This window comes from Bartonella sp. AA2SXKL, assembly GCF_042197205.1.
In the GTDB taxonomy this organism is placed as follows: Bacteria; Pseudomonadota; Alphaproteobacteria; order Rhizobiales; family Rhizobiaceae; genus Bartonella.
In genome coordinates this window covers 1-25,342 of sequence record NZ_JBHIRN010000011.1, presented here as the reverse complement: position 1 = coordinate 25,342, position 25,342 = coordinate 1, and the positions used below count along the sequence as shown (strand labels likewise).

Here is a 25,342-nt window from a genome sequence, read left to right as displayed (position 1 = left end):
TAAACGAAGCAGATTCATCATCACATATAGTCCGTAATAGCTTAGGATGTATAAAAGTATGCCTTTGAATTGTAAGCTCATAAAAAAGTAAACGTGGAAAAATTTTTAATTTAATATAGCTTTTCGTAAGTTGTACTTTATTATTGTCTTAAAGAGCCGTTTTTTCTCTAATTTCAGTTGTTTGTTGCTGAATTTTTAAGCTTCTACGTTGACAATTGGATATTTTTCAGTCGATATGCATGCACGAATATTTTTATGCAATCTAGATAAAGGTGTAAGAATAATGGCAGAGCGATCACAACACCTGCAAGATGTGTTTTTAAATACGGTGCGTAAGCAAAAAATTTCCCTTACAATTTTTCTTGTCAATGGCGTTAAACTCACGGGTATTGTAACTTCATTTGATAATTTTTGTGTTCTTTTGCGCCGAGATGGACACGCGCAATTGGTTTATAAGCATGCTATTTCTACGATTATGCCTGGACAGCCTGTACAGATGTTTGAGGGTGAAAGTCCTGAGTAAACATATCATTTTAAGATAGACCTCTTATCCCATTTAAAAGTACTTAGATTGCTATGATAAATGAAAATGAGAGATTAGGAGGGGTATTTTCGCAGAATACAGAACAGGTGCGCGCACTTGTTCTGATACCGATTTTTCAAGAAAATAGAAGTGAAAGCTCTTTGAGAGAGTGTTCTATATCTTCTCGTGTTAAAGAATCATTGGGGTTAGCGCGTGCTATAAGGTTAGAAGTTGTTAATTATGAAACGATTAATATTGCAACGCCTCGCTCTGCGACTCTCTTTGGAAAAGGTAAAGTAGATGCGTTAACCTGTTATATAGATGAATATTCTATTGAGCTTGCGATTGTAGATCACTTTTTAACGCCAGTACAGCAGCGTAATTTAGAAAAATTATGGAATTGCAAAGTTATCGATAGAACGGCTTTGATTCTTGAAATTTTTGGGGATCGTGCACGAACAAAAGAAGGAGTTTTGCAAGTAGAGTTAGCGCGTTTGTCCTATCAAAAAGGGAGGCTTGTGCGGAGTTGGACGCACTTGGAAAGGCAACGCGGGGGGCGTGGCTTCCTAGGTGGACCTGGTGAGACGCAAATTGAAGCAGATAGGCGTCTTTTACAAGAGAAAATTATTCGTATTCGCCGCGAATTGCAAACGGTTATTAAAACACGTGCACTTCATAGAGCAAAAAGGAAAAAAACATCTTATCCTGTTGTAGCAATGGTAGGATATACGAATACAGGAAAGTCAACTCTTTTTAACCGTTTAAGCGGTGCAGATGTTTTAGCAAAGAATATGTTATTTGCAACGCTTGATCCGACTTTGCGCAAAGTTGTGCTTCCCCATGGAAAAACTGTTCTTTTGTCTGATACTGTAGGGTTTATTTCTAACTTGCCAACGAATTTGATTGCAGCTTTTAGAGCAACCCTTGAAGAAGTGGTTGAAGCAGATCTCATTCTTCATGTAAGAGATATGTCAGATCTTGATCATCGAGCACATGCCCAAGATGTTTTAGAAGTGCTTTCAAGTCTTGATATCGATATTGATGATATGGAGCATATCATAGAAGTTTGGAATAAGATTGATATGTTAGATGAGCAAGCATTGAATGTTTTACAAACAAGCGCAAAGACGCGATTAAATCCTGCTCTCATGGTATCAGCACTTAAGGGGGATGGACTCGATCAATTATTAAGAGCCATTGAAAAGCGAATTTTTGGAGAGGTGCAAAGCATTGAATATCTTTTACAACCTCATGAAATGTCGCTTATTGATTGGTTTTATGAAAACTCTGCGGAAATAGTGCAAGAAGGGCATGATGATGGGTCTATTACCATTAGAGCGGTTGTTACTTCTGAAGCAAAAAAACAACTAGAGAGCCTCAAAAAAAATATGAATTAAGTTCTTTAAAGCTATTGTTGAACATTTGTGCTTAAATTTTATATTTTTATTATCTCAAAATAATATGACAGCAAGTTAAGAGGATAGTTACTACTTTCTCTTAATAAAACAATATGAAGAAGTATTTTGCTGGTTAAAATAAAGATGAGTCTTACATGTAATAAAAGACTATTCGTACGTACCGTATGGCGAAGCATTTTGATTGTTTTGCTATTACAAATGCTATGTGTATCTTTGATTTGGTTGTATTATTTTGTCCAGCCCCGTGGTTACCAAGCAACTTTAACATTTTCATTATCTGATTCTGTAGGAAAGCCATTACCAATTAAAAAGCAAGACAATGTTATCGCCTTTTTGTTTTCACAGCCTATGTTCTTCAATGATTCGAATTTTTCTTTAAGTGCTTCTTATAAGAAAAAAAATCATGAAAATATCCGTTTATCGCGTCATGGTGATTTTATCGATCTTACTTTTGAAGCCGAGACACTTGAAGCAGCTCAACGTGGGTTGGAAACTTGGTTTTCCGCATTTTCACAAGCAATCATAAAACAGAAACAATTCTTGTTAAATGATAAATTAGAAGACAAACAATATGATAATATTGCAATCCTTAATATCGTGCAGGAATTTCGTAAATCTATTGATTCTTTTATTCAGCGTGGTGTAAAACAAACAGAGCTTTATGATCTTTCGATGCAATTAACGCAAGCAACTTTAAAACGTATTCATTTAACAAGTTTGAATTCAACGATTAACATGATGCGTGAAAATGGGCAGTCTTTACTGTCTTTATCGTTTATTGCAGGCAATTCAGCAATTGCTGCTCTGGAATCTAAACGTGATCTCTTGGAAACACAAAGAGCACATATGGCTGCACAATTAGGGTGGACACATCCTCAAATTAAAGCGATGACTGCAGAATTAGAGACAGTTTCTCATCAATTAAAAAATAAAATTTTACAAATCGTTTATCAAGTTCATTCAGATGAGGTTATTGCAACGGAATTAGAAAAACAGCTTCAAAAAAGGGTGAGTTTTTTTGTAAAAGATCAATCCCAATCTTTGAATGAAATATTTAATGAGTTTGAAAATAAAATAAAAGCAGCAGTCGATGCCCAAAATGAAGCGATGAGCAAGTCTGCTCAACGAAGAGAAAAAATTATTGATTCATATCGGAGATTGAGTGATGATCCTTTTCTCTTACAAAATACAAATATCCACGTGGTTATGCCAACAACGTTAGCACCAATTTCTTTTATGGCTCTTTATGGAAAAAATATTCTTGTGAGTGCATTGGCCAGTTTCCTTACTCTTTTGCTAGGAATATTGTTATTCTATCCGTGCTTTAAAAAGAAAAAAGACCAAATCTCAGAAGAGGATTTGAGATCAAAAGAAAATGATCTTAAGAAGAATGAGAGTATTTTAGTCTCTCAAGAAATGAAAAATTTTGAAGCTTTTATTACGATAGAGGGATTATCTGATGTTTTGAAATGGCGTGCTTCAACCATTATTTCAATCATTGGACCAGAGGCAGCACGGACAGCGGCAAAACTTTCACTTCATCTCACAAAAGAGAACAAAACAATTTTGTTGGTCGATATTTCTGGTCAACAAATAGAGAAAGTCATTGGTCCACATCGTGGGCTGAGTGATGTTTTAACGGGCAATGCCCAGTTGCATGATGTTATTTACCGTGATTATGATACGGGGGTTGATATTCTCCCTCAGGGGTTAACAAGCGCTGTTTCTGCACAAGATTTTTCAAATGATATTTCTCATATATTACAAGAATTTAAAAAAGAATATGATTTTATCATCCTAGAGATGGCAAGTGAACCCAAATATGGATTTGAGCAATTTGCAGAGCTAACAGATTATTATATTTGTAATACTGTTCTTAATGAACAGGATTGGATGATGCGGATGGTAAGATGCTTTCCAAAGACTGTTTATCGCGTTGTTGCATCATAAGCTTCGTAAAAAAGAAATATGTATCGCATGTTATAGTGGTACGCTTGTTTTTTGCTAAAGTTGTAGTACATACTAAAATAGATAACAGAGTTAATGTTTAAATTTTAAAATGCATTTTAGTTGGAGAGAAGCGTGGGGCAATCAGAGATGGCAGTAAAGGAATTAAACAATAGCATTTTAACGCCTGTGCAAAAGAAAAATAGAAAACAAATACAGATGTGGCTTTACTCTATTTTATTGCTTTGTTTAGCAATTGTCTTAGTGGGAGGCGCTACTCGTTTGACGGGATCAGGATTATCGATAACGGAATGGAAGCCAATACATGGCGTTATTCCACCGATTGGTGTGGATCAATGGCAAGAGGAATTTTTAAAATATCAACAGATAGCACAGTATAAGCTGCTTAATCCTGATATGACTTTAAGTGCTTTTAAGGTCATTTTTTGGTGGGAGTGGGCGCATCGTGTTCTTGGGCGTCTTGTTGGTCTTGTCGCTTTATTAGGGCTCATTTGGTTTTGGGCAACTAAGCGTGTTGAAAAAAATATCTTACTCCCGCTTATTGTTGTACCTATTCTTATCGCCTTTCAAGGCTTTATTGGTTGGTGGATGGTTGCTTCAGGGATTGGGCAAAGTAATTTAACAAGTGTGAGCCAATATCGTTTGGCATTTCATCTTATAACGGCATGTTTTGTTATTGTTTTTGTTACTTATTTATCTCGAGGGCTTGCAGAATATTCAGAAAAGCCAGCAAATAAAAAGGTGCAATATTTTGCGGCATGGCTTGTTATTCTCGTCTTGATAGAGATTTATTTCGGAGCTTTGGTTGCAGGGCTTCATGCTGGAAAAGTCTATAATACATGGCCGCTTATGGATGGGCAGATTATTCCTGATGGATTGTTGCAGCATCGTCCTGTTTGGCTCAATTTATTCGAAAATTCCTTAATGGTTCAATTTATTCATCGGTTTTTTGCTTATTTTTTATTGATTGCCTCGGCTATTCATGCTTTCTATGTACAAAAAAATGTTCCCCGTTCAACCCACTCTCGTCGTGCATTTCTTATCTGTGTTATGATTATTATCCAAGCAGTCTTGGGTATCTTAACAGTGTTACATGAGGTTCCGATAAGTTTAGGGCTCATTCATCAAAGTATGGCACTAGCCGTGTTATGTTTTGCGGTTGCGCACTGGCGAGCAACGAAAGGGGCATATCGCGTTGTTGAATAAAAGTTTGTGGGTAGGGAGGTTTAGTCGCTTGCAAGCATTAAATCGAGGTTCTGGATAGCTGCAGCTGATGCGCCTTTTCCTAAATTATCGAATATGGCGCTGAGATTAAAAATACCTTCACGATCATTTCCAAATACGAACAGTTTCATACCATCTTTATTGGCTAAACACTCTGGATTAAGTCTTTCAAGTGAAACAGTTTCTTCTTGTGATGCAACTAAAATGGTATTTTGTCCATCGTAATGGTTTGCAAGAATTTCGCGCAAATCAGAACAGTTTGCTGATTTTGTGAATAAATGGCGATGCAGAGGAAGATTCACAATCATTCCTTGGGGAAAACGACCCACACTTGGTATAAAAACTGGGGTTTGATTGATTTGTCCATAGATTTTAATTTCTGGCACATGTTTGTGTTCAAGATTAAGACCATAGATAAAATAATTGCCCTGAATATTTTGTTGAGATTGATTTTCCATTTGTAAAATCAACTGTTTTCCACCACCGGTATAGCCGGAGATTGCATTAATCGAGATAGGATAATCGGCGTCTAGCAGTCCTGCTTCACGGAGTGGGCGAATCAAACTAATGGCACCGGTAGGATAGCATCCGGGATTGGTTATATAATGTGCTGCTTGGATGCGCTTTCTTTGTCCTGCTGTCATTTCAGGAAAACCGTAAACCCAGTCTGGTGCAACACGGTGGGCTGTCGAGCTATCAATAATCCTAATGTTTTTATTTTTTTGAAGCCAATGAACCGTTTCGCGTGCAGCATCATCTGGAAGACACAAAATAGCAATATCGGCTTGATTAAGATAGTCTTGTCGCAGATGAACATTATGGCGATCTTTATGAGCAAGAGAGAGTAGTTTTAAATCTGTACGTCTTTCTAAGCGTTTTTGTATTTGTAGTCCGGTTGTGCCATGTTCACCATCAATAAAAACTTTGGTTAGCATTCTTATTTGCCTTCGTATTAACTTTGCCTATTATATTCAGCTTTTCACATTATAAATTATTTTAAATCATTAAATTATTGAATTTCTTTAGATTATAGATACCTTTTGTAAAAGGTGTAAACAAATAAGAGTGTAAAAAAAGAAATGTAATCTCATTTTTTACTATTCTCGAGAGGAAAGTTTTTCGCTGTTTTTATAACAAAGAATAAGATAAATATTTGCCTCATTATTTTTGAGTGTAAGTAGTTTAAAATGTTTGGTTTGCATGGTTTGCTGTGTTATCGTTCCTTGACTTTATTTTTTTTATGTTAGGAATGTGTTTTATGACTCAGCAAGAAAATGACGCACAAAAGCGCTTTTTTAATGATAATTTACAAACTGTTGATGGTGCAATTTTTGACGCAATTAGAGGGGAGTTTGAGCGTCAACAACATGAAATTGAGCTGATTGCTTCAGAGAATATTGTTTCAAGAGCGGTCCTTGAAGCGCAAGGGTCTGTTTTAACCAATAAGTATGCAGAAGGTTATCCAAGAAAGCGCTACTATGGTGGGTGTCAATTTGTTGATGTCGTTGAAGATTTAGCTATTGAAAGGGCAAAACAGCTTTTCGGTGCTGCGTTTGCGAATGTACAGCCTAATTCTGGTAGCCAAATGAATCAAGCTGTCTTTTTAGCTTTACTTCAGCCTGGTGATATATTTATGGGATTAGATTTAAATGCTGGTGGTCACCTTACGCATGGTTCATCTGTTAATATGTCAGGAAAATGGTTTGATGTTGTTTCCTATGGTGTGCGTCAAGAAGATCAGATTATTGATATGGATGAGGTTGAGCAGCTTGCAAAAGAACGTAAGCCAAAACTTATTATAGCAGGGGGCTCATCTTATCCACGGCTATGGGATTGGGAAAGATTCCGTGAAATTGCAGATGAAATCGGTGCTCATTTACTCGTTGATATGTCTCATATTGCTGGTCTTGTTGCTGGTGGCGTGCATCCTTCACCTGTTCCACATGCGCATATTGTAACAACAACAACACATAAATCGCTTCGAGGTCCTCGGGGTGGTTTAATATTGACAAATGATGAGGCTTTATCCAGAAAAATTAATTCTGCAATTTTTCCTGGTCTTCAAGGTGGTCCTTTAATGCATGTGATTGCCGCAAAGGCTGTTGCGTTTGAGGAGGCTTTGCGTCCCTCTTTCAAGAGTTACAGTGCCAATGTTGTCGCTAATGCGAAAACTTTAGCAAAAACATTACAGGGTAATGGTTTTAATATTGTTTCTGGTGGTACAGATAATCATTTGTTGTTGGTTGATTTACGTTCTAAAAATCTAACAGGTAAACGTGCTGAATTGGCTTTGGGACGCGCTCATATTACCTGCAATAAAAATGGCATTCCTTTTGATTCTGAAACGCCATCTATAACATCGGGAATTCGTTTGGGATCACCTGCTGCCACGACGCGTGGTTTTTTAGAAAAAGAGTTTATTCAAGTTGGTCATCTGATTTCAGAAGTTCTTGATGGTCTTCGGAGTGCAAAAAGTGATGAAGATAATCATGCCGTTGAAATGGCTGTTGAGAAAAAGGTAAAAGATATAACGAATCAATTTCCTCTTTACTCTTATCTTACCACTCGTTAAGGATACAAAGGATGCGCTGTCCTTACTGCCAATATGAGGATACACAGGTCAAAGACTCTCGTCCAGCAGAAGAGGGGGCAGTGATTCGCCGCCGCCGTGTGTGTTCCGTTTGTGGTGGTCGTTTTACAACTTTTGAACGTGTTCAGTTGCGTGAGCTCTTGGTTGCTAAAAAAAGTGGACGATGTGAACCCTTCGATCGTGATAAGTTAATGCGATCAGTTGATGTGGCTGTACGTAAGCGCAATATTGATCCTGATCATATTGAACGAGCAATTTCTGGCATTGTACGCCAGCTTGAAAGTTTGGGAGAACCAGAGATTTCTTCAGAAAAAATTGGGCATCTTGTGATGGAAGCATTGAAAAGAATTGATGATATTGCTTATATTCGTTTTGCTTCTGTGTATCGAGATTTTCGTAATGCAAGCGATTTTCACGATGTTATAGATGAATTGTCAAAGGGTATCGCGGATACAGAATCTCGTTTTGATGAATAAAAAAGTGCAAGATGAACGGTTTATGGCTGCAGCTATTCGTTTAGCAGAACGTCATGTCGGTCTTACAGGTGAGAATCCTTCCGTTGGTACGTTAATTGTGCGAAACGATAATGGTGCTGTGGGGGCTTTTATTGTTGGCTATGGCGTAACAGCTATTCATGGGAGTCCTCATGCGGAAGTGCAAGCTTTACACATGGCAGGTTCTTTGGCTCAAGGAGCGACTGCTTATGTTACTTTAGAACCTTGTGCGCATTATGGAAAAACTTCGCCGTGTGTGAATGCGCTTATTGATTCAGGTGTTTCTCGAGTTGTTATTGCGCTGACTGATTGTGACAAGCGTGTTGATGGTCATGGTATTGCTCTTTTGCGAGCGGCGGGTATTGAAGTGGTTGAGGGCATTTTAGCTGAAGAGGCTTTTGAATCCTTATGGACGCATTGGTGCATAAGGAAGATACAACGCTGTGCGGTCACTTTTAAAATGGCAATTTCTGCCGATAATGGTGTTGGAAAAAGAGAGAAGGGCAGCGTAAAAATTAGTGGAACACTTTCTCATGCCCATACGCATATTCTACGTGCTCAAAATAATGCTATCCTCGTTGGTATTGGTACTATATTAGCAGATGATCCACAACTCAATTGCCGCTTGCCAGGGATGGAGATGCGCTCACCAATTCGTATTATTTTGGATGCAGATTTATCTATCCCCCTTGATGCAAAAGTTGTCCAAACAGCCATAAAAATTCCTACATGGGTTATTTGTGATGTGGATATTTCAAAGAAAAGCAAAAAAAATGCATTGGAGCAATATGGTGTGTCTGTTTATTCGGTCGAGATGAACAATGGTTGTGTAGAACCCTTTGCTCTTTTACAGATGCTTTATAAACATGGGATTAATAGTGTTTTATTGGAAGGGGGTGTCAAGACAGGGGAAAAATTTTTGAATGCTGGTTGTGTTGATCATTTGATATGTTTTCATACCCCCATTGTTTTAGGCAAAAATCGTATTGAAGCCCCTCATTTTGGAAATTATCTCTCGCAGTTTCATGAGATTGAGACAAGAATGTTTGGAAATGACCGTTTTTATAAGTGGAGACGTAAGACATTATGTTCACAGGAATTATAACGGATATTGGTTGTGTTGAAGATGTTCAACCTTTAAAGCAGGGGATGCGTTTAAAGATTTCTACCCGCTATGCTATAGAAAGCTTAGCAATTGGGGCGTCAATTGCTTGTTCAGGAATTTGTCTGACAATTGTAGAGCGAGGATTAAAGCAAGAAGATTCCAATTGGTTTGTTGTCGAGGCGTGGGAAGAAACATTACGTTTAACGAATCTTGCACAATGGATAAAAGGAACTTTTGTTAATTTGGAACGTTCGCTTCGATTGGGTGATGAAATGGGAGGACATTTAGTTTCTGGTCATATTGATGGTTTGGCTGAAATCATTGATCAAAAAAATGAAGGGGATGCAATTCGCTTTTATTTAAAAGTTTCAAGACAATTTATGCCTTTCATTGTTAATAAGGGATCTATTGCACTTAATGGGACATCTTTGACTGTTAATGGTGTTGAGGATTGTGTTTTTGATGTTCTTATTATTCGCCATACACTTGAAATGACAACGTGGGGACAAGCTAAAATTGGAGATCGGGTCAATTTGGAAATTGATCAACTTGCTCGTTATGCTGCAAAACTTTTTACTTTAAAAAGAGAAGATGAATAAGCCAACACTCTATTGATCGTTTTCAGAATTTTATGCTTTATAACTTTGATTTTTTTGATTCGTTTTTTGTGGAATTCCATTATGATGAAAGAGATAGGTAAAAAGCCTCACGTATTGATTGTTGAGGCACGTTTTTATGAGGGGATTTCTGATGCACTTTTGAGAGGTGCAGTGAATACTTTGCAAAAAGCTGAAGCAAGTTATGATGTTGTAACGGTTCCTGGAGCATTAGAAATACCAAGTGCAATAGCTTTTGCTGAACAAAACAAGATATCGTATGATGGTTATGTTGCTCTTGGTTGTGTTATTCGGGGTGAAACATATCACTTTGAAATTGTTGCTAATGATTCTTGTCGTGCATTGATGGATTTAACTGTTCATCAGCACTTGGCTATTGGAAATGGTATTTTGACTGTTGAAAACGAAGAACAAGCATGGGTGCGTGCAAAACTAGATGACAAAAATAAAGGTGGTTTTGCGGCTGAAGCTGCTTTATGTATGATCGCTCTAAAAAAGAGATTTGGAGATAATCGTTAAATATGGCTGATATAAAAAGCAGACATTTTCCGCGTTCAGCCAATAAACGTGGAGCAGCAAGACTCGCTGCAGTTCAAGCACTCTATCAAATGGATATCGTGGGTTCGGGGGTGATGGAAACGGCAGCTGAGTATGAGGCTTATCGTTTGGGAAAAGATATTGATGGAGACCAATATCTTGAAGCTGATTTTCAATGGTTTTTGGCTATTATAACGGGTGTTGTAAAAGATCAAAAGCAGCTTGATCCGCTGCTTCATCAACAGCTTTCTGCAGAGTGGTCTCTTTCACGTCTTGATTCTATATTGCGAGCAATTTTACGAGCAGGTTTATGGGAGTTGATCAACCGTAAAGATGTTCCCGTTGCAGTTGTCATGAATGAATATGTTGACATAGCAAAGGCGTTTTTTGAAGGTGATGAGCCAAAACTTGTTAATGCAGTTCTCGACAGTATGGCAAAAAAAGTCCGCCTCTAAGAGGTACAAATCCCTATTATAGATCTGATATTATCAGACCTATAATATTGAAACGGTATGCAGACTATATAATTTAGTTATGGGGTGGCAAATTCACAGGGCCTTTTATAATTTGAATTAAGAAAGGATGTTCTTTCGTTACAGTTGGCGTTGTTTGTGTAATAAAATCAAACACTTGACCGTCTTGTAATCCGTAATTTGCAACTTTTGCAACCTGATTATTTTTACTGAAGTAAATGGCTAAAACTTTGCGATCAATAATCTTTGTTTTCATAAACTGCATCCCACGATAACGTGTCTGTGAGATGTAATAAAAAACTTCATTATCATATTTTGTTTTTAATGAAGGGGTTCCTAAAGTTAAAAGAACTTGCTCTTGACTTGAGCCAATAGAAATAGAACTTAGAGCATTTTTATCAAGAACATAGCCCTCTCTATAAATTTGGCTCGAACCTGAAGAATCAAGAAGGCTACACCCAACAAGCATTCCTATGCTTGCTGTTGATAGACCAATCAATAATTTACGTTTGATTAAGGCTATTATGTGAGGCATTTGAAACAATGGTATCTCCTTTTTATACTGAGATGTAGGACAAGAAGGCAACCTCAAGTTTTTTCTAATTTTAACTTAATCTACCGTAGCTTACACTGAGTTTCCCTGTTATAAAGCAAATTATGCCATATAGAATTTCTTTAGAAAAGAAAAAAATGCATAAATACTTGAGATAAATAAAAACATATTGCTTTACGCGTTTTTATGTTTGGGAGTTGTCAATGAATGTTCAAAATGTTCCTCAAATGACATTTGCTTTGGCTTATCCAATATCTGTACGTTCTCTACCTGCTAAAGGTATAAGGGTTCATTTTTGTGCAAACAAAAAAGAATGTACACATTTAGCCCAGAACCATGATTTAATTGAAGTAAAATCTTGTGAGGGAAAATTCCATATTTTCCCGTGGAAAAAACGCGGAGTGCGTATAAAAGGTCTGTTGCAAGCGCGTATACTACAGTTATGTGTTGTTACATTGGAACCATTAGAAAATATCCTTTGTGAAAATATTGAGGTTGTTTTTGTTCCTGAAGATTCAAATTTGATGAAGCCCCAAATATCAGAGGATACAGGGGAATTGTTTTTAGATGTGGGGGGGCTTGATACTCCTGAAGTGTTTTATGATGATAAAATTGATATTGGCGCAATCATGGAAGAGTTTTTTGAGTTGTCTATTAATCATTATCCACGTAAAGAAGGGATAAAGATGAATATGGATGAAAATTTAGAAGAAGCAGAGCGAAAATTCTCTCCATTTTCTGTTTTGAAAAATTGGAAGTGATTGTAGAAACATACAAAAAATATCTATTGTATGCTAAACGGTATTTTCTGCGGAGCGATTTTCGCAAGATGTGCTGTGTGAGTATTCAGGAGCCAAAAATCATAATATGTATTTAAAGATGTAAATGAAAAGATGTGGGATATGCAAGCGTGATTAGAATTTCTGTGGATGTCATGGGCGGTGATTACGGTCCAGAAGCAGCTATTGCAGGAGCAGCAATTGTACAAAAATATTTATCAAATATTTATTTTCTATTTTATGGAGTAGAGGAGGCTGTTCGTCCGGTTTTAAAAAAATATCCCTGTTTGGATTCTGTATCGCGCTTTTGCCCTACAGAAAGTTATACACGCATGGATGAAAAGCCAAGCCAAGCACTTCGTAATGGACGTGGTAAATCATCAATGTGGTACGCCATTGAAGCGGTAAAAAATGGTGAAGCTGATGCTTGCATTTCTGCTGGTAATACGGGTGCACTCATGGCCATGTCTTATTTTTGTTTGAAAATGCTTGCAGAGGCTGAACGTCCTGGTATTGCGGGTATCTGGCCAACACTGCGCAGTGAGAGTATTGTTTTAGATATTGGAGCAACAATTGGTGCCTCTGCTAGTCAGTTGGTTGATTTGGCGGTTATGGGAGCAGGTATGTTTCGCGCTTTATATCACACTGAAAGACCAAGTGTTGGGCTTTTAAATGTGGGGGTGGAAGAGGTTAAAGGACTTTATGAAATAAAAAAAGCAGGAATGATATTGCGTGAAGTGCAATTAGAAGGATTGGAATATAAAGGATTTGTTGAGGGCAATGACATTGGAAAAGGAACAGTCGATGTTGTTGTAACAGAGGGGTTTTCTGGTAATATTGCTTTAAAAACCGCAGAAGGAACCGCGCGACAGATAGGAGAGATTTTAAACTCTGCAATGCGCAGTTCTTTTTTAACATCTCTTGGTTATTTTTTATCGCGGGGTGCTTTTCGTATACTGAAACATAAAATGGATCCTGATAGGGTGAATGGAGGAGTGCTTTTAGGTTTGAATGGTGTTGTTATAAAAAGTCATGGCAGTGCTAATGCTAATGGCTTTGCTTCTGCTATCCGCGTTGGTTATGAGATGGTTAACAACGGACTTTTACAAAAAATAACGGCTGATTTACGGCGATTTCATGAAAATAAAGAAACACTTTTTGACCAAGAAGATGAAGCAGTGATGAATGGAGAGTCCTTATGATAAGCTCTTATAATAGAAATGAAAAATTTGAAGAAAAGGTAAGAGCTGAATGATTCGGTCAATTATACGTGGTGTAGGAAGTGCTTTGCCGAAAAGAAGTTTATCAAATGAAGAGATTGCAAAGTTTGTTGAAACGTCAGATTCATGGATTGTTCAGCGTACAGGAATACGCCAACGTTATATTGCCAGTGAAAATGAAACAACTGTTTCTTTAGGAGTTGAGGCTGCGCAAGCAGCACTTACAAATGCTGGTTTAACAATAAAAGACATCGATTGTATTATTTTAGCAACGTCCACCCCGAATCGTACTTTTCCTGCTTCTGCTGTTGAAATTCAGCATGCTTTGGGAATGAGCCATGGATTTGCTTTTGATATTCAAGCTGTTTGCTCTGGTTTTATTTTTGCTTTAACAACAGGAGATTCTTATTTACGGTGTGGGGGAGCTAAAAGAATTTTAGTTATTGGATCCGATACATTTTCTCGAATTTTAGATTGGGAAGATCGTACGACATGTGTATTGTTTGGTGATGGTGCTGGTGCTGTTATTTTGGAAGCACTAGAAACTGAGGGGGGTATTGCTTTTGAGCGTGGTATATTGTCTGCGAAATTGCGTTCTAATGGTGCTTATATAGATAAGCTATATGTTGATGGTGGACCTTCAACAACACAAACGACAGGCTATTTGCGTATGGAAGGACGAGAAGTTTTTAAATATGCTGTTGGTATGATAACGGATGTGGTTGATGATTGTTTTGCAGCTGCAGGTATGGATTCTTCACAACTAGATTGGTTTGTACCTCATCAGGCTAATAAGCGCATTATTGAAGCATCTGCTAAAAAGCTGGGAATTTCACTAGATAAAGTTGTGATTACCGTTGATCAACATGGTAATACGTCTGCTGCATCAGTTCCGTTGGCTTTAACAACAGCTGTTTGCGATGGAAAAATAAAAGAAGGAGATCTTATCATGTTAGAAGCCATGGGAGGTGGATTTACATGGGGAGCAATTCTTATTCGTTGGTAAATTATGGCTACTTGACCATATTTCAAGAAAACGTATAAGTCATTTTGTAATTTTTAATATTTTAATAGGTGGTTATAATGACAAGTAAGACAGTAACGCGTGCAGATTTAGCGAGCGTAGTTTGTAAAAGAGTGGGCTTGTCACATACTGAATCAGCAGCTTTAGTCGAATTGGTTTTGGATGAGATTTGCAACTCACTTGTAAGAGGTGAAGCGGTTAAATTATCTTCTTTTGCAACTTTTCAGGTTCGCAGTAAAAATGAACGTGTTGGACGCAATCCAAAAACAGGTGTTGAAGCACCGATTCCGCCGCGACGTGTTGTGACGTTTAAGGCTGCCAATGTCCTTAAACAGAGAATTTTAGATTCGCATCGTGCAAAACAGAAAAAATGATATCTCATAAATAAATGCCATGGTATGTTTGGTATTTGTTAAAGAAATGTATAAAATAAGGGTCTTTATTTTTTAGAAAAAGACTGGTGAGTAAGGTATCAATGATGGTCTTATTTTTGACTAATCTTGTTGAGAAATTGAGACAGAATGAGTCATTGTGAAGTAATTTATTTTGTTTTAAATAAGGTGTTACAAAATGGATAAAAGCTCTGATGCTTTTCGCACAATTAGCGAAGTAGCGGAGTTATTGGAGCTTCCGCAGCATGTCTTAAGATTTTGGGAAACACGTTTTAGGCAGATTAAACCAATGAAACGTGGGGGAGGAAGGCGCTATTATCGTCCGGTCGATGTTGATTTGCTCAATGGTATTAAGCAGTTACTATATGATCAGGGTTATACGATAAAAGGTGTGCAACGCCTTTTGAAAGAAAATGGTGTTGCTTTTGTGACTGCATTGGGTAATGGTGATCTTGATGCTATGAATGTGGTCATAGAGAAGAAACATGCAGGACAAACTTCTGAAAATGCTAGCAATAAGCCTAAGAAATCTTCTTTTGGGCTTTTGAGTTTCATGAGGAATGAGGGAGAAACATCTGTCGGTTCTGTGAATCTTTACAAAGATAAAACTGATAAAGCATTGTTACAAGAAATTCTGTTTGAACTCATTGAATGTAAGCGTGTTCTTGATAGAGCACGATAATAATATTTTTTTATTTTATATGTGTTTCGTAGATATTTAGATGTTTTATGGATGTGCCCAGAATTTTATACGTTCAGCGAGTAGTCATATATCGTATGTGTATATTTAACGAGTTTTTTATAAGAGTTTTTCATTTGGTAAAACATGAAGAAGAGAAAGAATAAACGCTGAGTTTTGCCATTTTTTTTGATTTGGCTTTATAAAAATTAAGGCAATATCTCATCAGTGTAGATTGCGGGATGTAGGATGCCATTAGCTTACCAATTCATGTGCTTGTTTTAAAGAGATGTTTCTTAAGGCTTCTTAATCTTATTTTACCATAATGCCTCGTGAATGATTAATGGTAAACTCGTTGAGTACCGCTATTTTTATACTTATGAAGGTTCAAGTCGGCATCATCATTATAATTATAGCCTGTTCTCAATGACTGCAACAATTCTTAGCACTTTAGGCGGTTCATTGTAGGCATTTTAAAAGTCCTTTCTCAATAATTTTTATCCACGCACTCATTCCGCTTGTTTCGTGCAAGCAAATGATTTTGATAGATTCAACATAAACATATTAAAAATAAGAGAAGCCTATGATATTCGAAACCTTATTTAATATGAATAACGATATATTATCATTATAAATCAATATCTTGTCCTTTTTATAAGGGCTTATCTTACGAATAAGAAATATCATTGTTCAGCTAATTTTACATATTTTTTATTAATAAATATAATCTTGTTTTCAGTTTTCTTGCTTGATGTTTCTATAATTATTGTAATGATCTATCCATGATAATAGCAGAATTTTTTCATTATAAAGGTAAAAGATTAATGTTATTATTAATATTCAATTGTCTATGATTTTTGCATTTAAACAGCTCATAGCTTATATTCAACTTTTTCACCAATCCACCTTGTAGAGAAAGAGCACGTTATTCTTTCTGGTGACAGGTCATTGTGCATGAAACAAAAACACACTACAATATCAAATTATTTCATTTTGTACAAAAACTGAAAATTTATAGTAAAAAATTAACGTATTACCATCTTCCGTGATATTATGCATTTATTACACGTTGCAAATCTGGAGGTGTTGCTTCATTTGAGAGTTGTTTAATCACATCTTCTACAGATAAAAGGGTTTGATTTGTACTTCCTAAGCGGCGCATATTTACGCTGTTTGTTTCAGCTTCACGTTTGCCACATACCAAAATTACGGGGACTTTTTGTAAAGAATGTTCTCGTATTTTATAGTTAATTTTTTCATTGCGGAGATCTATTGTTGCGGAAAGCCCAACAGCTTTAAGTTTTGCTGTTATTTTTTGGGCATATTCATTTGCTTCGGATGTAATTGTTGCAACAACAATTTGTTCAGGAGCAAGCCAAAGTGGCATATGTCCAGCAAAATTTTCAATTAATATACCAAGAAAACGCTCCATTGATCCAAAAATAGCACGGTGGATCATAACAGGTTGACGTTTTTCTGAATCTTTATCAATATAGAATGCACCAAAACGTTCAGGGAGATTAAAGTCTATTTGTGTTGTTCCACATTGCCATTCACGACCGATAGCATCCTTTAATGTATATTCAAATTTTGGACCATAAAATGCTCCTTCACCTGGAAGGATGCTTGTTTTGATTTGTCCTGCAAATTTTGTTTCAATCGTTTTAAGGACAGATTCCATGATACTTTCTGCATGATCCCATAATGCATCAGATCCAACTCGTTTTTCTGGACGGGTTGAAAGCTTAAGACTAATTTCTTTAAAACCAAAATCGGCATAAGTTGATAAAATAAGATCATTAATACTGAGACATTCATCGGCTAATTGTTCATCAGTACAAAAAATATGCGCATCATCTTGTGTAAAACCACGCACACGCATAAGACCATGTAAAGAGCCTGAAGGCTCATAACGATGAACAAGTCCAAATTCAGCAAGTCTAATAGGCAAATCACGATAAGATTTTAAACCATGTTTAAAAATTTGCACATGACCAGGGCAGTTCATTGGTTTAAGGGCATAAACATTCCCATGATCTGAATCTTCTTCTGCTGAAATTACTTTGAACATATTCTCCTTATACCAACCCCAATGGCCAGATATTTCCCAGAGTGACCTATCGAGAACTTGTGGTGCATTAACTTCAGCATATTGATGATCATCAAGGCGTCTACGCATATAGCTGATCAAATTTTGGAACATTTTCCAACCTTTTTTGTGCCAAAAAATCATTCCTGGCCCTTCTTCTTGAAAGTGAAATAAGTCCATTTCACGTCCCAAGCGGCGATGATCACGTTTTTCAGCTTCTTCTAGCATATGGAGGTAGGCTTTTAAGTCATTTTCATTTGCAAATGCTGTTCCATAAATTCTCGTGAGCATTGGATTATTGGCATCGCCACGCCAATAAGCTCCTGCAACTTTCATTAATTTGAAAGCATTCCCAATTTGCCCTGTAGATTGCATGTGCGGTCCGCGACAAAGATCAAACCACTCCCCTTGATAATAGATTTTTAAATCTTGATTTTCAGGAATGCTATCAATAAGTTCAACTTTATAAAATTCCTTTTTCTCAGAAAAAACTTTTCTTGCTTTTTCACGAGACCAAATTTCTTTTCTAAAAGGTTTATTGCGTTGGATAATTTCACGCATTTTCTTTTCAATGACGGTGAGATCATCTAATGTGAAAGGTTGTTGGCGTGCAAAATCATAATAGAATCCATTTTCAATGACAGGACCTATTGTTACTTGCGTTTCAGGAAAGAGCTCTTGCACTGCTTCAGCAAGGACATGGGCGCAATCATGCCTTATGAGCTCAAGAGCGCGTGAATCTTCTCGGGTAATAATCTCTACTTGACCAGATTGTCCCAATGGATCCGATAAGTCTCGCGTGATACTATCAAGACTATAGGCGACTGCTTTTTTTGCAAGTGATTTAGAAATAGATTCTGCTAATTCCAAGCCTGTCATTTCGGCGGGGTAATTACGTTTTGAACCATCGGGAAAAAAAAGAGAAATAGAGCAAGACATAAAAACACCCTTTTAATCCAATTCCGCTAACGATTGCGGATGGTTTCGTGAAAATTGAGTAAAAAGCTTATAGACTAATTTTTTATCAATACATGTGAAAAAAGAAAAGGATTATTTGTTGTGTTTGTCAGAAATTTTCCAGTAACGCCAAGGTTTATAAAAACAGCAAGAATTTCCAAGCGATGGAGGGACTGGATCAAAGCCATCTGTTCCAAAGGGCCCACAACGCATGATACGAAAGAGTCCCATCCATGCACCAGCCCAAAGCCCATGGCGTGCAATCGCTTCATATGTATATTCTGAACAAGTCGGAGCATGGCGGCACTGATTACCTATAAGGCTCGAAAGTGTTATTTGATAGAAACGTATTAAGAAAATACCCAATAATCGTCCGGGTGTTTTTTGCCAAGTGCCTGTGTAATTCCGAGTCAACTTTTTTTGTCTAGATTGTGATTTGAACATTTATTTTTCTTCAATTTTTTGAATGCAGTCTATCATTGCATCAAAGGGTAATAGTGTTGCTGCATGGCGCACTTTATAGTCTTTAATGGGCTGTAAGCAAGAAAAATCCTCAAATGGAGCTTGAGGAGAAGGACCATTTTGCGTTAGCATTTGGTAGATAACTTCACGCAATATTTTAAGATCTTGAGTTGTTTGTCCGATGATATGAGATGCTAAAAGTGAAGCTGAAGCTTGCCCTAGCACACATGCATGTATTTCGTGAGCAAAATCGGTAATAATACCATTTTCCACTTTTAAATCTACAGTGATTGTCGAACCACAAAGGTGTGCATGTTTTCTTGATGTTGCATCAGGATTATTAAGACGCCCAATTTTGCCTATATGTGCAGCATATTTAAGTATTTTATCATTATAGATAGTATCAATCATGCGCTATTGCCTGAAATTTTGAAAGTCGTGATTGTTTAAACTTTTAATTCGCTTATATAGAGATTATACAAAATGAGATAGGTATGGAGCAAATGCTTTGTATAGAGTAAGCTTGGAGTTTTTGAATGCGTAATGTTGTTAAAGAAGACACAAATTTATCTGAAGAAAAGCGTCCGAGTATTGAAAAGGTGGAAGAAGCGATTCGTACATTACTCTTATGGATAGGGGAAAATCCAAATAGAGAAGGGCTTTTAGATACTCCAAAACGTATAGCCAAGGCATATCGCGAGCTTTTTAATGGTTATAGTCAATCGGTTAAAGAAACCTTAGGTACAGTTTTTGAAGAGGTTTCAGGATACAATGAAGCCGTAATCGTAAAGAATATACCTTTTTATTCACACTGTGAGCATCACATGATCCCAATTATTGGGAAAGCACACATAGCATATCTTCCTAATGCAAAAATTGTTGGTCTTTCAAAAATTGTACGTGTTGTAGATATTTTTTCTCGTCGTTTACAAACTCAAGAAGCTATGACAGCGCAAGTGGCTCACGCGTTAAAAACGTATCTGAAGCCTCATGGTATAGCAGTATTGATTGAGGCTGAGCACATGTGTATGGCTATGAGAGGAATCCAAAAACAGGGCTCTACAACAATTACAAAAAACTTTCATGGTTATTATGAAAAAGATCAAGCGGCACAAGAACATTTTATGATGATGGTTCAAAGGTCATAGTAAAGCCCATATTTCTCGTAATCTCTATTAAGTTATAAAACATCCGGATAAAATAAATTATGAGAAAAAGAAAATTGGCTTGTACCTTTCTTTATGATTTGTTAAAGGCTAAAAACCAAGGTTTTTTCTTTCCACGTGCGGTCGTGGCGGAATTGGTAGACGCGCAGCGTTGAGGTCGCTGTGGGGCAACCCGTGGAAGTTCGAGTCTTCTCGACCGCACCAGTTCGCAGTAAGTCTCTCCATAGTGAGATGAAGTTATGTTAGAGAGAGGGGATTTATAGGCATTATAGAAAAATCTTTTTGTATGTTATTTGTTAGTGTGTTGCCAATAATGTTTCGTTTTTTATTACTTTATCTATGCATTTGAAATGTTATATTTTTATAAGGTGGGGTGAAGTTGCAGTGAGAAGTATAATGATTCTGAGATATTTAACACTTCTTATTTGTATTTCTTTATTATCAGCGTGTAGTGATTCACGTGCTGTACTTTGGCATGGGGTGCATGCAACACCTTCTATGACTGCCGTAGAAAGGGAAGTTGAAGGGAAACCAGTTTCTCCAAAAGCCATCGTTCCAGTGTATGTTGCAACGAGTCGTATGATGCAAAATAATTACGCTCAACCTTATGGTGCAGAGCGATCAAATAAAGTTCATTATAATCGTGTTGACGTAGGAATTCCTCAGCAACATGTAAAGGGAGTTGTTGAAATAAATGCCTATAAACCTACGCATGATAAGTATTTTGCAGCAGTAGCATTGCAAAAATACGATAATAAAGAACAGTTTAAACAGCAATTAAATGCTGCTTTAGCAAAAAAGCCAAAAGGAAAAAGAGAAATTTTTCTTTTTATCCATGGGTATAATAATAATTTTGCAGATGGTACATTTCGTACAGCACAGTTTACACACGATTATTCTTTAAATGTTGTCGCTGTGCATTATTCTTGGCCTTCGGCCGGATCAGTTCCTCTTTATATTTATGATCGTGACAGTGCTAATTTTGCCCGTGACGGATTGATAGAGCTTTTAACACTTATTAGTGAAACCAATGCTGATCAAATTTCGGTTATTGCACATTCTATGGGCAATTTTGTTATAATGGAAGCATTTAGAACGTTAGCGTTACAGGGAAAATATAGGCCTATTCGTCGTATTACAAGTTTATTAATGGCTGCACCAGATATTGATGTTGATGTATTTGAGCGACAACTTAATGATATAAAAAAACTCCCGCAGCCAACCGCTATTTTAGTATCCAGAGCGGATAAAGCTCTTGCGGTTTCAGGACGTCTTACGGGTGGACATCATCGTGTGGGCGATGGCTCAGATATTGAAATGTTGCGTAAAAATGGAATAGCTGTTCTTGATTTCTCTCATGTGGATGGGGGAGCACACAATGTCTTTGCATCTTCGCCAACGTTGATGGCTCTTTCTCGAGAAGGTTCTTTGGCTTCCACAATTATGCAAGGTACAGAATTGTCACCTAGTCAAGCCCTTCTTGCTGATGGTAGTAGTGTATTGGAAAAAACAACACATCTTATCCTTTATACACCTGTACGTTTTCTCTCTCCACGGATTCCACGTTGATCGTGAAAAGAGAGAAGGGGCTCCATCGAATAATGTATTGGAGGTAATATTTTTTAGCACTTTCTTTAGAATGGTCTTGTAAAATGAAAAATAAATAGCGGGATGAATGTAAAAAACAGTCATTAGGTGAGTTTGTGATGATTGCACGTAAACGCTATGTTAATACGCCTACAGTTGTTGATTATTTGTCTCATTCCGCAATTAAGTTATTAGACATTCATGCTATGCTTGTGAAGGTGAGAAAAGGTGATATGGGGGAAAAACCAAATTTATTGCGTCAAATTGATTCTACAAAAAAACAGTTAGATGAGATAAGCCATGCTCTTATTTTAGAATATCGTAAACGCCAAGAAAATGAGCGTTTTTTAAAACAAATTCTGCTATCCATTTCTGATCAACTTTTTGCACTTAATAATGGTTTTAAGGAAACAGGACGTCTTTTTTTTCAAGAAGTTAGAATACTTCAATCTCAGATGCAATGTTTATATGAGGGAAAGGAGAGGCTGCATTTGTTAAATAGCCAAGAATCTTTTTGTTCTCCGTCAAAGATTGATGAAGTCATTAAACAGTTACAAAAAGCACGAGAAAAGCTTATTCTTGAAAGCCCACATCTCTTTGAAAAAAGCACAAAAGCTAAACAATAAAAGTTTTTTAGTTGAGCAGATAGATAATTTGAATTTTACAGCAAAAACGCTGTTAGATAGAAGGCTATAACCTTTTTAAAGAAAAGAATTTGCTTTAATAAATAAAACACATGCCTTATATCTTTGCTAAAGTTAAGGCTGATGAATTAGGTGGCTTTATTGAAAAAAATGTTCGTGGAAAGAATTTTACAAAAAACTTTCTGATTCTTTTAATAATAGCCCGCCGGATAATTTTACCAATATCATGAAGCTGTTAATATATTCATTAGGCAAATAAAAAGCAAGTAAAATAAAATAGTTATGTCTAATATAAGGGAATAGGTGAACCTTGATTCTATTGAGTTTTTTGCCTCTATCCCTCATCTTTTTGAAGCTTTTTTATCGCCTCTATAGCTAACCTTTTGCGATCTGCACTCTTTGTGTAAAGAGATGCCATAGCATCATTTGTCCAGCCAAAAATTGCTTTGAGTTGTGGTACTATTGCACCAGAGTTAGCTGCGCGTGTTGCTGCTAATTTTTTTAAGCCATGTGCTGATTTTTTTATTTCTGCTACGTTACAAGCCTCTCGAAAAAGGTTGCCAAAACTTTCTTTAACTAGTTTTTTACCTTCTTTACCACAAATGAATGTTTCTTCTCCAATAGGATCAGTTTCAAGCGTTTTGGCTAATTCCGGTAAAATAGGTAGAAAGACATCTGTTTGGAATTTACTTTTCTCTGTTTTGAGATGAATAATATTGTCTTTGACATCTTTCCAGCCAATGCGAACCGCATCACCACGACGTAAGCCCGTATACAGAAGAATATCAATCCAAACGCGTTCATGGGTACCATGGGACCATCTTTGATAATATTTCTCAACATCTTCTTTTGTCCAAACAGGAAAGCCGCTTTTATTTTTAAGAGGAGGTTTTTTGACGCCTAAAGTTGGATTATTTTCCAAAAGACCTTGATCAATTGCCCAATTAAAAAGACCATTAAGGGACTTCAGAAAGTTTCTAGCCATTGCTGGTGTATCTTTACGCCGTTCAACACCGGCTATAATATGTTTCTTTTCAATTGCTTGGTATGGAATATTTCCTATGGAGTCGCATATCCTCATAAGAATGTATTCTTTTTGTTTTTTTGTAGCTTTAGTGTAGCTATGCCAATTAGAGCTGTTAAAGTATTGTTTAAGCAGCCATGCAAATGAACCTTCAACAAGTTTACCGGTTTTTGATTTAGGAAGTATAAGCCCTTGTAACTCGACAAGTGCGCTTTTGTTGTTATCAACAAACTCTTGCGTTCCATAGGTACCGCGTATTCTAATGCGTTTACCGTGACCAATACGTACATACCATACAATTTTGCCATGTTGAGTAATTTGTTTGATAGCCATAAAAGCGTTTATAGGCTCTGTAATTCAAATGAGTGATTAAAGATCATACGCAACATTTACATTCCTTTTGATAAGTTTTATATCTCTCATAAAGCACTTGCAATATGATACGTTTTGTATATATGCACTGATTACTCCATTGTGGATGATTCATTTTAATCAATAAGAATCGCTATTTGAAAGCCGCGTCATATCACTTGGCGCGGCTTTTTTTTATTTTACTCTCTCTTTTATGATATGTTTATAGCAATGCGTTTTATATGCGTTTATACACCATAAAAAAGGCACGCCCCCCATATCTATTTTTATTCTGTTTTATCAGTTATATTGACAACATTATCGTTTTCATAAACCTTACATTTTTTTGGAACGACACTTACTTTACTTTGACTGTTTAATTTTGCATTGCCATAGGCTTTACCCCAGACCTTGGCATGATAGGAAACCTTGGCATTGCCATAAACCCACGCATTATCATACACCCAGAAATTGCCATCATGGGATAAGTTACTTTCCTTTTCGATATAGCCTCCCAGATCACCTACTTTGACATCATCAAAGTCTTTTAAAGCTTTAATGCGATAAAGGTTTGTAATTTTCTTAGTAATTCTATCTTTAATTTGTTTGATTTCATTTGTTAATTGGTATTTTTTGCACATAAAGATACCCTCACAATCTAATATGATAAACGTTTGCTAAAATTTGGAAGAGGAGCGCCCCCGCCACGCCTGTACTTTCATTTACACCGCTTTATTGATTAGACCCAAACAATCTCTAATTCACCATAAGGAGAGAGACGTTCAGTATAGGTTTTTATTTTAGTAGACCTGCCGACATTTTCACGAATAACAGCAATGCCATGAATATTGGCATTTTCATAAACCCTAGCATTGCCATAAACCCTAGCATTTTCATAAACGTGACCATTTTAAAACACAAGAGCCTCATCATAGTCCCAGCAATTGCCCTCATGAGAGAAGTTATCTTCCTTTTCAATAAAGCCGCCTAAGGTACCTGTTTTGATATCAGCAAAATCTTTTAATGCTTTAATAATGAATTCAATTAAATCCATTTAGAATAAATAGCGAGTATCAGAAGAGGTAAAGTCATTCAAAAGCGGATAAATTTTTTTCAAAAGGTTTTTTAAATGCTGCTTATCCACAGCCCATGACATGGGATAAGATCAGCAAAATAGTGAAATCTGCTATTCGTTTTATGAAAAAAAGACAAATGCACTATGTGCTTTAAAATATCAGAATGAGTATTTTGAAGAATTTTATTGCGAATTTTGCTTATAGGTTTTGAAGGTTTCTCAAACCCCTCAAAACTCATAGATGAGGCGTCTTTTGAAGGTTCACTCTATGAATGCAAGGGGATATGGTTAAGCAAATTTATCCTTTATATTTATGGGGATATTGATGTATTAACCATTGACGGGCTAAACAGTTTTGTTTAGAGGTTTTTCCATAGAAATGTGGGGGAGA

The 25,342-nt window shown here is 36.7% G+C and carries 24 protein-coding genes, 1 tRNA gene and 2 pseudogenes; 19 read left to right on the top strand and 8 right to left on the bottom strand.

Annotated elements, in window-relative coordinates:
• The first annotated feature begins 283 nt into the window (after positions 1–283).
• The 4 genes from hfq (at position 284) to ACFINS_RS07385 (ending at position 5,115) form a co-directional block, all read left to right on the top strand.
• Positions 284–523, top strand: coding sequence for an RNA chaperone Hfq (hfq, locus tag ACFINS_RS07400; RefSeq protein ID WP_005773461.1), 240 nt, complete (start codon positions 284–286; stop codon positions 521–523).
• A 53-nt stretch (positions 524–576) separates the two neighbouring features.
• Complete coding sequence (gene hflX / locus ACFINS_RS07395; protein WP_375611565.1) at positions 577–1,920, top strand: GTPase HflX; 1,344 nt, start codon at positions 577–579, stop codon at positions 1,918–1,920.
• Positions 1,921–2,064: 144 nt separating this feature from the next.
• Entirely contained in the window at positions 2,065–3,891 is a 1,827-nt protein-coding gene (locus ACFINS_RS07390) for a hypothetical protein (RefSeq protein WP_375706042.1), read from the top strand.
• 147 nt (positions 3,892–4,038) lie between these two features.
• Positions 4,039–5,115: a COX15/CtaA family protein gene (locus ACFINS_RS07385; protein WP_375706041.1), complete on the top strand. Its 1,077-nt coding sequence runs from the start codon at positions 4,039–4,041 to the stop codon at positions 5,113–5,115.
• Between the two features lie 20 nt (positions 5,116–5,135).
• Here the strand turns inward: ACFINS_RS07385 and argC are convergent, their stop codons facing one another.
• Positions 5,136–6,068: an N-acetyl-gamma-glutamyl-phosphate reductase gene (gene argC, locus ACFINS_RS07380; protein WP_375621303.1), complete on the bottom strand. Its 933-nt coding sequence runs from the start codon at positions 6,066–6,068 to the stop codon at positions 5,136–5,138.
• Between the two features lie 323 nt (positions 6,069–6,391).
• Between argC and glyA the strand changes: the two genes are divergently transcribed.
• The 6 genes from glyA (at position 6,392) to nusB (ending at position 10,931) form a co-directional block, all read left to right on the top strand.
• On the top strand, positions 6,392–7,705 hold the full coding sequence (gene glyA / locus ACFINS_RS07375) for a serine hydroxymethyltransferase (protein WP_375706040.1): 1,314 nt from the start codon (positions 6,392–6,394) through the stop codon (positions 7,703–7,705).
• 11 nt (positions 7,706–7,716) lie between these two features.
• A complete protein-coding gene (gene nrdR, locus ACFINS_RS07370) occupies positions 7,717–8,199 on the top strand; it encodes a transcriptional regulator NrdR (RefSeq protein ID WP_375611570.1) in 483 nt (160 codons plus the stop codon).
• Positions 8,192–9,322, top strand: a complete 1,131-nt coding sequence (gene ribD, locus ACFINS_RS07365) for a bifunctional diaminohydroxyphosphoribosylaminopyrimidine deaminase/5-amino-6-(5-phosphoribosylamino)uracil reductase RibD (protein ID WP_375611590.1) — start codon at positions 8,192–8,194, stop codon at positions 9,320–9,322. The genes nrdR and ribD overlap by 8 nt, the downstream gene beginning before the upstream one ends.
• Positions 9,304–9,921: a riboflavin synthase gene (locus ACFINS_RS07360; protein ID WP_375611571.1), complete on the top strand. Its 618-nt coding sequence runs from the start codon at positions 9,304–9,306 to the stop codon at positions 9,919–9,921. The genes ribD and ACFINS_RS07360 overlap by 19 nt, the downstream gene beginning before the upstream one ends.
• Before the next feature lie 81 nt (positions 9,922–10,002).
• Positions 10,003–10,458: a 6,7-dimethyl-8-ribityllumazine synthase gene (locus tag ACFINS_RS07355; RefSeq protein WP_375611572.1), complete on the top strand. Its 456-nt coding sequence runs from the start codon at positions 10,003–10,005 to the stop codon at positions 10,456–10,458.
• Between the two features lie 2 nt (positions 10,459–10,460).
• Positions 10,461–10,931: a transcription antitermination factor NusB gene (nusB, locus tag ACFINS_RS07350; protein WP_015856452.1), complete on the top strand. Its 471-nt coding sequence runs from the start codon at positions 10,461–10,463 to the stop codon at positions 10,929–10,931.
• A gap of 73 nt (positions 10,932–11,004) precedes the next feature.
• On the opposite strand, the gene ACFINS_RS07345 is transcribed toward nusB, so the two are convergent.
• Positions 11,005–11,484, bottom strand: a complete 480-nt coding sequence (locus ACFINS_RS07345) for an outer membrane protein assembly factor BamE (protein ID WP_375706050.1) — start codon at positions 11,482–11,484, stop codon at positions 11,005–11,007.
• A gap of 221 nt (positions 11,485–11,705) precedes the next feature.
• Between ACFINS_RS07345 and ACFINS_RS07340 the strand changes: the two genes are divergently transcribed.
• From ACFINS_RS07340 to ACFINS_RS07320, 5 genes are all read left to right on the top strand, one after another.
• Positions 11,706–12,263 (top strand): DUF177 domain-containing protein, encoded by a 558-nt coding sequence (locus ACFINS_RS07340; RefSeq protein ID WP_375651251.1) that lies wholly within the window; start codon positions 11,706–11,708, stop codon positions 12,261–12,263.
• Positions 12,264–12,412: 149 nt separating this feature from the next.
• Positions 12,413–13,483, top strand: a complete 1,071-nt coding sequence (gene plsX / locus ACFINS_RS07335) for a phosphate acyltransferase PlsX (protein WP_375651249.1) — start codon at positions 12,413–12,415, stop codon at positions 13,481–13,483.
• Positions 13,484–13,532: 49 nt separating this feature from the next.
• Positions 13,533–14,507: a beta-ketoacyl-ACP synthase III gene (locus ACFINS_RS07330; protein ID WP_375611575.1), complete on the top strand. Its 975-nt coding sequence runs from the start codon at positions 13,533–13,535 to the stop codon at positions 14,505–14,507.
• Between the two features lie 77 nt (positions 14,508–14,584).
• Entirely contained in the window at positions 14,585–14,899 is a 315-nt protein-coding gene (locus tag ACFINS_RS07325) for an integration host factor subunit alpha (protein ID WP_273791377.1), read from the top strand.
• Positions 14,900–15,095: 196 nt separating this feature from the next.
• The gene (locus ACFINS_RS07320; RefSeq protein WP_375607116.1) at positions 15,096–15,599 is read left to right on the top strand and encodes a MerR family transcriptional regulator; all 504 of its coding nucleotides are present in this window, start codon (positions 15,096–15,098) and stop codon (positions 15,597–15,599) included.
• 1,048 nt (positions 15,600–16,647) lie between these two features.
• On the opposite strand, the gene thrS is transcribed toward ACFINS_RS07320, so the two are convergent.
• The 3 genes from thrS to ACFINS_RS07305 all read right to left on the bottom strand — a co-directional run bounded on the left by thrS (position 16,648) and on the right by ACFINS_RS07305 (position 19,515).
• Positions 16,648–18,624 carry a threonine--tRNA ligase gene (gene thrS, locus ACFINS_RS07315; RefSeq protein WP_375613056.1) on the bottom strand — a complete coding sequence of 659 codons (1,977 nt, stop codon included), beginning with the start codon at positions 18,622–18,624 and terminating at the stop codon, positions 16,648–16,650.
• Positions 18,625–18,735: 111 nt separating this feature from the next.
• Positions 18,736–19,086: a membrane protein insertion efficiency factor YidD gene (yidD, locus tag ACFINS_RS07310; protein ID WP_375607118.1), complete on the bottom strand. Its 351-nt coding sequence runs from the start codon at positions 19,084–19,086 to the stop codon at positions 18,736–18,738.
• Entirely contained in the window at positions 19,087–19,515 is a 429-nt protein-coding gene (locus tag ACFINS_RS07305) for an iron-sulfur cluster assembly scaffold protein (protein WP_375621296.1), read from the bottom strand.
• 125 nt (positions 19,516–19,640) lie between these two features.
• Here ACFINS_RS07305 and folE point away from each other — a divergent pair, with 125 nt between their 5' ends.
• From folE to ACFINS_RS07285, 4 genes are all read left to right on the top strand, one after another.
• Positions 19,641–20,252, top strand: coding sequence for a GTP cyclohydrolase I FolE (gene folE, locus ACFINS_RS07300; RefSeq protein WP_375651247.1), 612 nt, complete (start codon positions 19,641–19,643; stop codon positions 20,250–20,252).
• Positions 20,253–20,389: 137 nt separating this feature from the next.
• A tRNA-Leu gene (locus ACFINS_RS07295) sits at positions 20,390–20,474 on the top strand.
• Positions 20,475–20,666: 192 nt separating this feature from the next.
• Positions 20,667–21,839: an alpha/beta hydrolase gene (locus tag ACFINS_RS07290; protein WP_375607121.1), complete on the top strand. Its 1,173-nt coding sequence runs from the start codon at positions 20,667–20,669 to the stop codon at positions 21,837–21,839.
• A gap of 137 nt (positions 21,840–21,976) precedes the next feature.
• On the top strand, positions 21,977–22,483 hold the full coding sequence (locus ACFINS_RS07285; RefSeq protein WP_015856440.1) for a hypothetical protein: 507 nt from the start codon (positions 21,977–21,979) through the stop codon (positions 22,481–22,483).
• Between the two features lie 352 nt (positions 22,484–22,835).
• Here the strand turns inward: ACFINS_RS07285 and ACFINS_RS07280 are convergent, their stop codons facing one another.
• The 3 genes and pseudogenes from ACFINS_RS07280 to ACFINS_RS07270 form a co-directional block, all read right to left on the bottom strand.
• Positions 22,836–23,858 carry a tyrosine-type recombinase/integrase gene (locus ACFINS_RS07280; RefSeq protein WP_375651245.1) on the bottom strand — a complete coding sequence of 341 codons (1,023 nt, stop codon included), beginning with the start codon at positions 23,856–23,858 and terminating at the stop codon, positions 22,836–22,838.
• 326 nt (positions 23,859–24,184) lie between these two features.
• A pseudogene (locus tag ACFINS_RS07275) lies at positions 24,185–24,517 on the bottom strand (hypothetical protein); the annotation flags it as partial.
• A gap of 98 nt (positions 24,518–24,615) precedes the next feature.
• A pseudogene (locus ACFINS_RS07270) lies at positions 24,616–24,930 on the bottom strand (hypothetical protein).
• Positions 24,931–25,342: the final 412 nt, after the last annotated feature.